This window comes from Micromonospora sp. DSM 43699 (assembly GCF_055517075.1).
Window position 1 is genome coordinate 84,991 of sequence record NZ_JBTMMT010000009.1, and the last position, 12,255, is coordinate 97,245.

Consider the following 12,255-nt stretch of genomic DNA (forward strand, 5'->3'; position numbering starts at 1 on the left):
GGAAAACTCGCGGGCGGTGCCGGAATACCGCCCGTCGGCTGGTCGGCTCCGGCACACTCGACCGGTGAACGGACTGAGTACCGCCGCGTTGACCGCGCTGGAGCGGGAGATCGACGCGCCGGGTGAGGGGCTGGACCGGCTCCGGCTGGTGCCCACGCCGTTCGTGCCCGAGGTGCGGCTGCACCTCGCCGAGGACGCGATCGTCTGGTGGGCCCGGATGGAGGCGGCGGCCGGCCATACCCTGCCGCCGCCGTTCTGGGCGTCGGCCTGGGCCGGCGGCCAGGCGCTCGCCCGGCACCTGCTGGACCACCCCGACCTGGCCGCCGGCCGTCGGGTCCTCGACCTGGCCGCCGGCTCCGGGCTGGTCGCCATCGCCGCCGCGCTGGCCGGTGCCACCCAGGTCGTCGCCAACGACGTGGACCCGTACGCGGTGGCGGCGGTGACCGTCAACGCACGGGCCAACCGGGTACGGGTGCTCGCCCGCCAGGGCGACCTGCTCGACGACGACGGAACGCCCGCCGATCTGCTGGTCGCCGGGGATGTGCTCTATGACCGGGACCTGGCTGAACGGGTGCTGCCGTACCTGCGACGGGCCGCCGAGGGCGGAACGCAGGTGCTGGTCGGCGACCCGGACAGGGGGCACCTGCCGCCGGACGTGCTGGAGGTGGTGGCCAGCTATCCGGTGCCGACCACCGAACCCTCCGTCGACTCCCAGGTCCGTCGGGTGCAGGTGCTGCGACCCCGCTGAACGGCCCGGGAGGGGCGGCGTCGGCGTGGACCGGGAGGGGCGGCGTCGGCGTGGACCGGGAGGGGACGGCGTCGACCGGCCGGGCCGACCGTCGCCGCGCCGTCACCAGCCGCGGGCCCGCCACTGCGGCAGCGACGCCCGCTCCGCGCCGAGGGTGCTGTCTGCGCCGTGCCCCGGGTAGAACCAGGTCTCGTCGGGCAGCCGGTCGAACAGCTTCTGCTCGACGTCGTCGATGAGTTGACCGAAGCGCTCCGGGTCCCGGTCGGTGTTCCCCACGCCTCCGGGGAACAGCGAGTCCCCGGTGAACAGGTGCGGGGTGCCGGCCGGATCGCGGTAGAGCAGCGCCACCGAGCCGGGAGTGTGCCCCTTGACGTGGATCACCTCAAGCGTCTGGTCTCCCACTGCGACGGTGTCACCCTCGGTCAGGGTCTCTGCCGCGATCGGTAGTCCCTCGGCGTCGTCGGTGTGCACCAGGGCGCGGGCGCCGGTCTTGGCGACGACCTCCTCCAGGGCCACCCAGTGGTCCATGTGCCGGTGGGTGGTGACCACCGAGGCCAGCCCGGCGTCGCCGATCAGGTCGAGCAACCGGGGCGCCTCGTTCGCGGCGTCGATGAGCACCTGCGCCCCGGTGTCGTGGCAGCGCAGCAGGTAGGCGTTGTTGTCCATCGGGCCGACCGACAGCTTGGTGACGGTGAGGCGGTCCAGCTCCCGGACGGCGGGCGGGCCGCCGTGGGTGACGTCTCCGGTGTAGCTCATGGGCGGTCTATATCCATTCCGGTGGGGTCGGCAGGGGACCGTCCGGGGTGACGGTCAACCCGTCGCCGCTACTGCGGCCGATCAACCAGGCGGCCAGCTCGGCGGCGGGGCCGGCGACCAGTGGGGGGTCCGCCGGGTCGCCCACCACCAGCTCCGGCCGGTTGCCGTCGGCGGGCCGCAGCACCATCGCCGGCGCGTCGGGCCGGTCGGCGAGCCCGCCGGCCACCTCGTGCAGCAGGTGCTGGGCGAACGCCGCCGGCCAGTCCGCCGGCCGGTAGCCGGCACCCAGGTCGACGTGGTGCACCTCCAGCTCGCGCAGCCGGCCCCAGACCAGCATGGCGGCCGGCCAGGGGCCGCGTCGGGTCTGCACGGTGGCGCGCCACGCCTCGACCGGCATGGCGGCCACCGCCTCGGCGAACCTGTCGGCGCTGCGGCGCAGGTCGGCCACCTGTTCGGCGGGTGGCCGACCGGCACCGGCGGCGATGTCGGCGTCCCGGGCGGTGGCGCTGGCGTACATCGGGATGTCCTCGCCGGTGCGGGCGGCGGTGAGCAGGTTGACGAACCCGTCGGCGTTGCGGGCCAGGTGGGTCAGCACGTGGCCGCGGGTCCAGCCGGGCAGCAGGCAGGGGGCCGCGACGGCCGCCGCGTCGAACCCGGCCGCGGTGTGCAGCAGCCGGTCGGTCGCGTCGTCCACCTCACCTGTCAACAGCAATGGATCCGTGGTCACGCCACGACCCTAGCGGTCCCGGGAGCGTTGCGCCGCCGGGGAATTCGCTTTCGGCGCGTCGGTGCGCGGCCTACCGTCGGCCTGGACGCGGTACCGGGACGACGGACGGGGGTGGTGATCATGCCGGTCGCAGTACGCGTGTTGCGCCATGACCAGCTCCGACCCCGATGAGGATGACATGACCATCGATCTGACAGCCCTCGGCCTGGACGCCGAGCGGGCGGCGTACGCGCGGCGGCGTCCGGACCGCCGGCCCGGCCGGGTGACCCGGGTCGACCGGGGGGCGTGCACCGTGCTCGGCGCGGACGGACCGGTCCGGGCCAGCCTGGGCCCGGCGGTGCTGGCCGCCGCCGCCCGTGACCTGACCGCGTTGCCGTGCGCCGGCGACTGGGTGCTGCTGGCCAGCTGGCCGGACGGCCCGGTGACCGTCGACGCGGTGCTGCCCCGGCGTACCGCGCTGATCCGCCGGACCGCCGGCAAGGACGCCAGCGGGCAGGTGCTCGCCGCCAACCTCGACACCGCGGCGGTGGTCGAACCGGTGCACCCGGAGCCGGACACCGCCCGGATCGAACGGCTGCTCGCGTTGGCCCACGAGTCGGGGGCCGAGCCGCTGGTGGTACTCACCAAGGTCGACCTGGCCGCCGATCCGCAGGCGGTGGCCCGGCAACTCGCCGCGGTGGCCCCTGGGGTGCCGGTGCTGCCGGTCAGCGCCGAGCGGGGAACCGGCCTGGAACCGCTGCGTCCACTTGTCGCGCCGGGTCGTACGCTGGCCCTGCTCGGCCCCTCCGGTGCGGGCAAGTCGAGCCTGGTCAACGCCCTGGTCGGGGCGGACGTCATGGCGACCCAGGCGATCCGACGCGTCGACGGCAAGGGCCGGCACACCACCACCTGGCGGGCACTGGTCCCGGTGCCCGGCGGCGGCGCGGTGCTGGACACCCCCGGGGTCCGGGCGGTCGGCCTGCTCGACGGGCACGCCGGGCTGGACCGGGCGTTCACCGACATCGTCGAGTTGGCCACCGGCTGCCGGTACGCCGACTGCGGGCACACCGCCGAGCCGGCCTGCGCGGTGCGGGAGGCGTTGGAGAGCGGGGAGCTGCCGGCCCGGCGCTGGGAGAGTTGGCGTCGTCTCCAGCGCGAGGTGGCGTACGAGAGCGGTCGTCGGCAGAGCCGGCTGGCCGCCGAGCGGCGGGGTGGCCGTCGGGGTGGCCGTCGGCGACCGGCCCGTCCGGCGACGCCGCCGCTGCCGGGCGGATTCTGACCGGCCCGACACGGGCCGCCGACCGGGTCGGGCCGGACGGCGGGTAACCCGGGCTGCCCGGGGCCGGGGCCGGGCGCGGGGTGGGTCGGGTCGGACGGCGGGTCGACCCGACCGGTGTGAGCTGGGGGAATGTGCGCGTGAGGGAAGTTGTCGTACCCCGGGGCTAGAGTTGCCGAGGCGTTCCTTCTGCGCCCGTAAAACCGCTCAGATCCCACTCGGAGCGGACAGATCCGCCTCACATTCTTCTTTCGGGAGCACACGTACCGTGGCCGACCGTCTGATCATCCGTGGCGCGCGCGAGCACAACCTGCGTGACGTCAGTCTCGACCTGCCCCGGGACGCGCTCATCGTCTTCACCGGGCTCTCCGGCTCCGGCAAGTCGAGCCTGGCCTTCGACACCATCTTCGCCGAGGGGCAGCGCCGCTACGTGGAGTCGCTGTCGTCGTACGCCAGGCAGTTCCTCGGCCAGATGGACAAGCCGGACGTCGACTTCATCGAGGGGCTGAGCCCAGCCGTCTCCATCGACCAGAAGTCGACCTCGCGCAACCCGCGCTCCACCGTCGGCACCATCACCGAGGTCTACGACTACCTGCGGCTGCTCTTCGCCCGCATCGGCGAACCGCACTGCCCGGTCTGCGGCGAGCGGATCTCCAAGCAGAGCCCGCAGCAGATCGTCGACCGGGTCCTGGCGATGGCCGAGGGGACCAGGTTCATGGTGCTCGCCCCGGTGGTCCGGGGCCGCAAGGGCGAGTACGTCGACCTCTTCGCCGAACTCCAGGCCAAGGGCTACGCCCGGGCCCGGGTCGACGGGGTGGTGCACCCGCTGACCGAGCCCCCGAAGCTCAAGAAGCAGGAGAAGCACACCATCGAGGTGGTGATCGACCGGCTCAGCGTCAAGTCGAGCGCCAAGCAGCGGCTCACCGACTCGGTGGAGGCCGCACTCGGCCTCTCCGACGGCCTGGTGCTGCTCGACTTCGTCGACCTGGCCGAGAACGACCCGGCCCGGGAGCGCCGCTACTCCGAGCATCTGGCCTGCCCGAACGACCACCCGTTGGCGATCGAGGACCTGGAACCCCGGGTCTTCTCGTTCAACGCGCCCTACGGGGCCTGCCCGGAGTGCACCGGCCTGGGCACCAAGAAGGAGGTCGACCCGGAGCTGGTCGTCCCCGACCCGGAGCGCACCCTGCGCGAGGGCGCGCTGCAACCCTGGGCCACCGGGCACAACCTGGAGTACTTCCTGCGGCTGCTGGAGGCGCTCGGCGAGAGCCAGCACTTCGACGTCGACACCCCGTGGCGGGCGCTGCCGGCGCGGGCGCAGAAGACGATCCTGCACGGCTCCGACGACCAGGTGCACGTGCGCTACCGCAACAAGTTCGGTCGGGAGCGGTCCTACTACACCGGCTTCGAGGGCGTGGTGCAGTGGATCGAGCGTCGGCACACCGACACCGAGAGCGAGTGGTCGCGGGACAAGTACGAGGGCTACATGCGCGACGTGCCCTGCGCGGCCTGCGGCGGCACCCGGCTCAAGCCCGAGGTGCTGGCGGTCACCCTGGCCGGCAAGAGCATCGCCGAGGTGTGCAACCTGTCGGTGGGTGAGGCGGCCGAGCTGCTCGCCGGCATCGAATTGACCGACCGGCAGAAGATGATCGCCGAGCGGGTGCTCAAGGAGATCAACGCCCGGCTGAAGTTCCTGCTCGACGTCGGCCTGGACTACCTCTCCCTGGACCGGGCGGCCGGCACCCTGTCCGGTGGCGAGGCGCAGCGCATCCGGCTGGCCACCCAGATCGGCTCCGGCCTGGTCGGCGTGCTCTACGTGCTCGACGAGCCGTCGATCGGCCTGCACCAGCGGGACAACCACCGGCTGATCGAGACCCTGCTGCGGCTGCGCGGCCTGGGCAACACGCTGATCGTGGTCGAGCACGACGAGGACACCATCCGGGTCGCCGACTGGATCGTCGACATCGGGCCCGGCGCGGGCGAGCACGGCGGCCGGATCGTGCACAGCGGGTCGGTGCCGGCGCTGCTCGACAACCCCGAGTCGGTGACCGGTGCGTACCTGTCGGGCCGGCGGGAGATCCCGACGCCGCAGAGCCGCCGGCCGCAGACGCCGGAGCGGGAGCTGGTGGTGCACGGGGCGCGTGAGCACAACCTGCGCAACCTGACCGTGCCGTTCCCGCTGGGCCAGCTGATCGCGGTCACCGGGGTCTCCGGCTCGGGCAAGTCGACCCTGGTCAACGACATCCTCTACGCGGTGCTGGCCAACCAGATCAACGGCGCCCGGCTGGTGCCGGGCCGGCACACCCGGGTCTCCGGGCTGGAGCACGTCGACAAGGTGGTGGGCGTCGACCAGTCGCCGATCGGCCGGACGCCGCGCTCCAACCCGGCCACCTACACCGGGGTCTGGGACCACGTCCGCAAGCTGTTCGCCGAGACCACCGAGGCGAAGGTCCGGGGGTACGGGCCGGGCCGGTTCTCGTTCAACGTCAAGGGTGGCCGCTGCGAGGCGTGCTCCGGCGACGGCACCATCAAGATCGAGATGAACTTCCTGCCGGACGTCTACGTCCCGTGCGAGGTCTGCAAGGGCGCCCGGTACAACCGGGAGACCCTGGAGGTGCACTACAAGGGCAGGACCGTCTCCGACGTGCTGGAGATGCCGATCGAGGAGGCGGCCGAGTTCTTCTCCGCCATCCCGGCCATCCACCGGCACCTGCGGACGCTCAACGACGTGGGCCTGGGCTACGTGCGGCTGGGCCAGCCGGCGCCGACGCTCTCCGGCGGCGAGGCACAGCGGGTCAAGCTCGCCTCCGAGCTGCAGAAGCGCTCCACCGGCCGGACGGTCTACGTGCTCGACGAGCCCACCACCGGCCTGCACTTCGAGGACATCCGCAAGCTGCTGATGGTGCTGGAGGGCCTGGTCGACAAGGGCAACACGGTGATCACCATCGAGCACAACCTCGACGTGATCAAGACGGCCGACTGGCTGATCGACATGGGTCCGGAGGGCGGTCACCGGGGCGGCATGGTGCTCGCCACCGGCACCCCGGAGGAGGTCGCCGAGGTCGCCGAGAGCCACACCGGCCAGTTCCTGCGGCCGATGCTCAAGCTCGACGGGGAGCCCCGGGGAGCGAAGGCGGCGGTCACCCGGGCGGCCAGGGCCAACGGCACCACGCCGAAGGCGCGTACCCGCAAGGTGCCGGCCGGGGCGCGCTGAGCCGACGGTACGCGCCGGTCCCCGGTCGGCTTCCCGACCCTCGCGGCGCGCGACCGTCCGATATGGTCAGCCGTCCGAATGCGTTGGTGGCGGGCCGGGGCGAACCGTCGGGCACCGCCGTGCGTGTGTCCAGCAGGGCTGCGAAGGTCGACGACTTTCGCTGCGGCAGCCGAGAGAAAGGCCGGAGATGAACGACGATCAGGCGGTGACCGGGGCCGGTACGCAGACCCGACGCGCCCTGCTGGCCGGGGCCGGCGCGGTGGGGGCGTCGGTCCTCCTGACCGCCTGCGGCGGTGACGATTCCGACGACGGGCCAGCCGCCCCGGCCAGCGGTGCCCCGGCGGCCACCACCGGTGGCGGGCCGGGCACCCCGATCGCCAAGACCGGCGACATCCCGGTCGGCGGTGGTCAGGTCTTCGCCGCACAGGGGGTGGTGATCACCCAGCCGACCGCGGGGCAGTTCAAGGCGTTCGACCCGATCTGCACCCACCAGGGCTGCCCGGTGTCGAACGTCGACGGCGGGACGATCAACTGCACCTGCCACAACAGCACGTTCGCCATCACCGACGGGGCGGCGAAGAGCGGGCCGGCGACCACCCCGCTCGCCGCCAAGGAGATCAAGGTCGTGGGCGACCAGATCTCGCTGGCCTGACCGACGCCGGCCGGCGCGGAGGACGCCCTCCGCGCCGGCCGGTCCCGTCGGGCTCAGTGCGCGTACACCGCCAGCTCCCAGAGCGAGTAGCCGTACGAGGTGGCCCGGGTCACGCCGTGCATCCGGACGTACCGGGCGGTCTCGGTGGGGAAGGCGACCACGTCGGTGCCGCCGTCGCCGGCCGTGGTCGACCAGGCCGTACGCCAGTTCGACCCGTCGCTGGACACCTCGATCCGGTACGACCGGGCATACGCAGACTCCCAGGCCAACGTCACCCGACCCACCTGGCGGGCCGACCCGAGGTCGACGGTGAGCCACTGGTCGTCGGCCCAACTGCTCGCCCAGCGGGTGCCGAGGTCCGAGTCGACGGCCTTGCCCGGCCCGAAGAACAGCTCGCTGCCGGACGCGGTGACCGGCTGGCCGGCGGCCAGGTTGGTCAGGTCGTCGCCCCGCCGGGACGGGAACGAGACCACCTGCTGGAAGGTGGGCCGGTTCTGCCAGGCGATGGTGGCGTGCTTGATCCCGCCCAGCGGCGACTGGATGATCGCGTCCGCGCACCACTGGTCACCTGCGGTGCAGCTCGCGTCGCCGGGGTAGACCTGGGCGGCCGGGGTGGCTGCCGCCGCGCGTAACGTGTCAAGCAGCACCTGCCGGCAGCCGGTGAGGCTCCCGCCGCCGCAGAAACCCCGGCCCGGCCCGCCGCGCACCGGATCGCCGAGCACCGCGCGCAGGTCCTTGTCGACATACCCCCACCAGCCGTACTGGAAGGACGAGCCCTTGTGCGCCTGGGCCTCGTTGGCCGAGCTGGGCAGGTTGGACACGTCGCCCTGCTGGTGCCCGGAGGGGGACTCGTTGACCTGGATCGCGTTGATCAGCGACTGGTAGAGGTCCGGGCCGAGCGGGTCGCGGAACATCCCCCGGACCAGCAGCGGCCACCATGCGTCGAAGGTGCGGATCGCCTCGGCGTGCCGGTAGACCTTCGACCCCTTGGCGGTCTCCACCCGCAGTGCGCCGTCCTGCCGCCACGCCTTGAGCCGGCTGATCTCGGCGGCCGACGCGGTGTCGGTGACGGGCTGGCTCTCCAGTACCCGGATCAGCTCGTCGAGCACCTCGGCCCCGCGCAGGTCGGTCAGGCCGGCCTGCTCGACCAGCGCGGTCAGCGAGCCCCGGTCGAACTTCCGGCCGGCGGCCAGGGCCGCCTTGAGCGGGCGGTCCAGCAGGTCGGCCCGGTGCACCGCGCCGAAGCTGTAGTTGCCGTCCGCGCCGCCGAAGTCCTTGGCCTGCTTGTTGTTCCAGCTGATGTAGTAGTTCTGGTTCACCGAGCGGGGGTGGGCGGCCAGCGGGGCGTAGTCGGCGGTGTTCGTCGCCGGGTCGAAGCCCTGCCACTCGTAGGCCGGTTCGGCCTTCATCGGCAGGTTCGGGTTGGACCCGACGGCGCGCACCGGGTTCAGCCCGGAGTTGTAGTACGCCGACTCGGTGGAGTTGACGTAGAACCAGTTGAACGCGTACTCGACGTTGTCGGCCGAGGCGACGAAGGCGTCCGCCGAGCCCATCTGCGCCGGGTCGTTGAACATCTGGAAGCCGATCGCCGAGTCGGCCTCGTGCCGGTAGGTGGAGCGCAGCTGGGTGAAGGCGTGCGGCCGGCCGCCCACCGTGCCCCGCCACGACACCAGGCCGAGCTTGGTCCGCCAGGCGACCAGTTTGTACGACCCCTTGGCGGTGCCGTCGGCGAGGGTCGGGGTCCACTTGTTGACGTGCGCGAGCTGCTCCATGGCCAGGCACTGACCCCGGTAGAGGTAGTGGTCGGCGGCCAGGGTGGGGGCGCTGCCGTCGGTGGTGCACAGCGGCACCGCGTAGGTGTCGGTGATGTCGTGGATCGACGAGGTGGCGCTCCACGCGTAGTCCTGGCCCCGGCCGAGCAGCACGTAGAGGTTGAGGCCGGCGAACGCGGCCCCCCGGGCGCTGATGCCCGGCCCCTGCAACTCCTGCACCATCAGCAGCTGCGGCGAGAAGTAGCCGGTCTGCGGGCCGAAGACCGCCACCGGGTGCCCGGTCGCGGAGTTCGCGGCGGAGACCACCGCCGCGTTGGACATGCCCCGGTGCGCCGGGCTGATGGTCAATCCGGACAACGCGGCGGCCAACTCACCGGCCGCGCTCGTGGTGCCGCCCTTGGCGGCACCGGCGGTACGGGCCGCGCCGGTGTGGGCGGCGGCGGTGCCGGCGGAACCCGTCGGGTCGGTGAAGATCGGCTCGACCCGGGCCGAGCCGGCGTCGGGCAGCACCACGCTGGCCGCGTCCGGGGAGGCGTCGCCGTACGGGAAGCTCTGCCCGTCGTGCAGGGTCAGCACGGTCTCCGGGTCGTTCTGGTTGCGGAACCCCGTCCACACCTTGTCGCCCTCGGTGGCCCCGTACTTGGCGCGGGCGGCGATCCGGACCAGCGCGGACTGCATCTCGGTGCCGCCCCCGCCGCCGAACAGCCCGCCGACCACGCCGGCGATGGCGATCAGGTCGGTGAGCTGGAACGGCTCCGGGCCACCGGCGTTGGTGACCGCGTCGAGGTGGCCGGTGAGCACGTACTCGCCGGGGCAGTTGCGGTTGGCCATGCAGACACCGATGTAGGCGTTGATGCCGGCGATGTACTCCTGCACGTCGGCGTAGAGCTGCTGGCCGCGCGGCCCCTTGTCGCGCAGCGCCTCGATCTGCGTCTGGAGGTCCGCCTCGGTGTACGGCGAGTTGCGCCAGACGCTCTGCTCCAGCGCCCGGTTCCCGGGTGCGCCCCCGGCGAACGAGGTGAGGGTGCCCCGGCCGACGTGCCGCAGCAGGTCCATGGTGAACAGCCGGTCCTCGGCCCCTGCGTACCCCGCGCCGTACATGGTGCCGCCCCGGGTGCTGCCGGTGACGTGCGGGACGCCGGTCGCCTTGTCCCGCAGGATGCGCACGTCGGCGCGGGGCGAGTAGTCGCGTTCGACCTGCCCCTGCGGGACACCGAAGGACGCGTCGTCGAAGAACGAGCCGATCTGCTCCTCGCGCAGCCCGGCGTAGCCGTAGACCAGGTCGGCGTACCGGCCGAGTTGGTCGGCGGAGTGCCGGGGGAGGGTGCCGAGGGTCTGGTTGCCGAGCACCTCGACCAGTGTGGCGTTGCCGTTCTGGCCGGGCGGCAGGATGTCGCCGCACTCGCCGAGGCAGTTGTCGTTGGCCGCGTACCCGCTGGTGGTGACGGCGGCGGGCGCGGCGGTGGCGGGTGGGGTGGGGGTGGCGACCAGCAGCGCGGCGACCGCGACGGCGGCGGTGCCACCGGCGAGCAGGCGGCGGGTGGGGCGGGGACGGGGCATGGTGATCCTCCGATGAGGATGGGGATCTTTACGTGAATAACATTCGGTTACCGGATGGTAATCTCCGTTCGTCGATATCGGAAGACGTCCATCGCGCGGCTGCCGGATCGTTGCCCGGGAGTATCGAACCGGTCGGCGCGGGTGGATAGCTTTCGATTCCGCGTCCGCCCGGCGTCAGCCCGTCGGGCCTGCCTCTCCAGATTGGACAGTCGATGAAGGTCGTCCGTCTGCTCGCGTCCGCGACGCTGCTCGCGGCCGTGCTCACCCCGTCCGGGCCGGCCGCCGCGTCCGCGGCCCCTGCCCCTGCCGCTGGCACCGCTGCCGGCACCGCCGCTCCGACGTCGGGGGCGTTCTCCGTGCTCACCTACAACGTGGCCGGTCTGCCGGACATCATCTCCAGCGGCGACCCGGCGACGAACACCCGGCCGATCGGCGAACGGCTCGGCGGGTACGACATCGTGCACGTCCAGGAGGACTTCAACTACCACGCCGACCTGTACGCCACCGACCAGCACCCGTACCGGACCCCGACCAGCGGGGGCGTGCCGTTCGGCAGCGGCCTCAACACGTTGTCGAACTATCAGTACAGCGACTTCGCCCGGGTGAAGTGGAACTCCTGCAACGGCACCGACTGCCTCACCCCGAAGGGCTTCACCGCCAGCCGCATCCGGCTGGCCGAGGGCGTCTTCGTCGACTTCTACAACGCCCACCCGAACGCCGGCAGCACCGACGCCGACCTGGCCGCCCGGCGGGCCAACCTGAGCCAGCTCTCCGCGTACGTCACGGCCAACTCGGCGGGCAACGCGGTGGTGCTGATGGGGGACCTGAACGTCCGCTACACCCGTACCGGCGACAACATCCGCGACCTGGTGGCGGCCAACGGCCTCACCGACGTCTGGGTGCAGCAGGAGCGGGGCGGCCAGCCGCCGGCCGCCGGTGACCCGGCGCTGGTCTGCGACCCGGCCAACGTGACGGACAGCTGCGAGGTGGTCGACAAGATCCTCTACCGGAGCAACAAGCTGGTGAACCTCACCCTGAACCGCTACCACAACGAGCACGCCCGGTTCCTCACCCCGACCGGCGGGCCGCTGTCGGACCACTACCCGCACGCCGCCTGGTTCGACTGGACCCTCGCCCCCGACCTGCGGGCCAGCGACACCTGGGGCGGCCCGCACGGTGACCCGTTCACCGACGCCGACCGGGTCGGCCCGGCGGTCACCCGGGTCACCCTGCGCGGTGGCTCCCGGCTCGACGCCGTCGGGGTCGACCTCGCCGACGGCGGCCAGCTGCGCCACGGCGGCACCGGCGGGACCGAGACCAGCCTCACCCTGGCCCCCGGCGAGCGGATCACCCAGGTCACCCTGACCCAGGGCCAGAAGGACGGCCGGACCCGGATCTTCTCGGCCCGGCTCGGCACCGACCAGGGCCGCACCCTCGCCACCGGTACGCCCACCTCTGCGGCGGTCACCTTCACCGCGCCCCCGGGTGGTCGGCTGGCCGGCTTCTTCGGCCGCAGCGGCACCGAGGTCGACCAGCTCGGCGTGATCTGGAGTGTCGGGGGCAACGGATAG

Annotated in this window: 8 protein-coding genes; 5 read left to right on the forward strand and 3 right to left on the reverse strand. The window is 72.7% G+C overall.

Annotated features, from left to right (window positions below):
- The first annotated feature begins 73 nt into the window (after window positions 1–73).
- The gene (locus AC0AIB_RS07300) at window positions 74–748 is read left to right on the forward strand and encodes a class I SAM-dependent methyltransferase (protein WP_442930789.1); all 675 of its coding nucleotides are present in this window, start codon (window positions 74–76) and stop codon (window positions 746–748) included.
- Window positions 749–850: 102 nt separating this feature from the next.
- Here the strand turns inward: AC0AIB_RS07300 and AC0AIB_RS07305 are convergent, their stop codons facing one another.
- The gene (locus AC0AIB_RS07305) at window positions 851–1,504 is read right to left on the reverse strand and encodes an MBL fold metallo-hydrolase (RefSeq protein WP_465096270.1); all 654 of its coding nucleotides are present in this window, start codon (window positions 1,502–1,504) and stop codon (window positions 851–853) included.
- A 7-nt stretch (window positions 1,505–1,511) separates the two neighbouring features.
- Window positions 1,512–2,231: a maleylpyruvate isomerase family mycothiol-dependent enzyme gene (locus AC0AIB_RS07310; RefSeq protein ID WP_328344941.1), complete on the reverse strand. Its 720-nt coding sequence runs from the start codon at window positions 2,229–2,231 to the stop codon at window positions 1,512–1,514.
- A 178-nt stretch (window positions 2,232–2,409) separates the two neighbouring features.
- Here AC0AIB_RS07310 and rsgA point away from each other — a divergent pair, with 178 nt between their 5' ends.
- The 3 genes from rsgA (at window position 2,410) to AC0AIB_RS07325 (ending at window position 7,352) form a co-directional block, all read left to right on the forward strand.
- Window positions 2,410–3,489 (forward strand): ribosome small subunit-dependent GTPase A, encoded by a 1,080-nt coding sequence (gene rsgA, locus AC0AIB_RS07315; protein WP_328344943.1) that lies wholly within the window; start codon window positions 2,410–2,412, stop codon window positions 3,487–3,489.
- A 265-nt stretch (window positions 3,490–3,754) separates the two neighbouring features.
- A complete protein-coding gene (gene uvrA, locus AC0AIB_RS07320; RefSeq protein ID WP_328344945.1) occupies window positions 3,755–6,700 on the forward strand; it encodes an excinuclease ABC subunit UvrA in 2,946 nt (981 codons plus the stop codon).
- A gap of 187 nt (window positions 6,701–6,887) precedes the next feature.
- The gene (locus AC0AIB_RS07325) at window positions 6,888–7,352 is read left to right on the forward strand and encodes a Rieske (2Fe-2S) protein (RefSeq protein WP_328344947.1); all 465 of its coding nucleotides are present in this window, start codon (window positions 6,888–6,890) and stop codon (window positions 7,350–7,352) included.
- A 53-nt stretch (window positions 7,353–7,405) separates the two neighbouring features.
- On the opposite strand, the gene AC0AIB_RS07330 is transcribed toward AC0AIB_RS07325, so the two are convergent.
- Entirely contained in the window at window positions 7,406–10,684 is a 3,279-nt protein-coding gene (locus tag AC0AIB_RS07330) for a penicillin acylase family protein (protein ID WP_465096271.1), read from the reverse strand.
- A 212-nt stretch (window positions 10,685–10,896) separates the two neighbouring features.
- Between AC0AIB_RS07330 and AC0AIB_RS07335 the strand changes: the two genes are divergently transcribed.
- The gene (locus AC0AIB_RS07335) at window positions 10,897–12,255 is read left to right on the forward strand and encodes a jacalin-like lectin (protein ID WP_465096272.1); all 1,359 of its coding nucleotides are present in this window, start codon (window positions 10,897–10,899) and stop codon (window positions 12,253–12,255) included.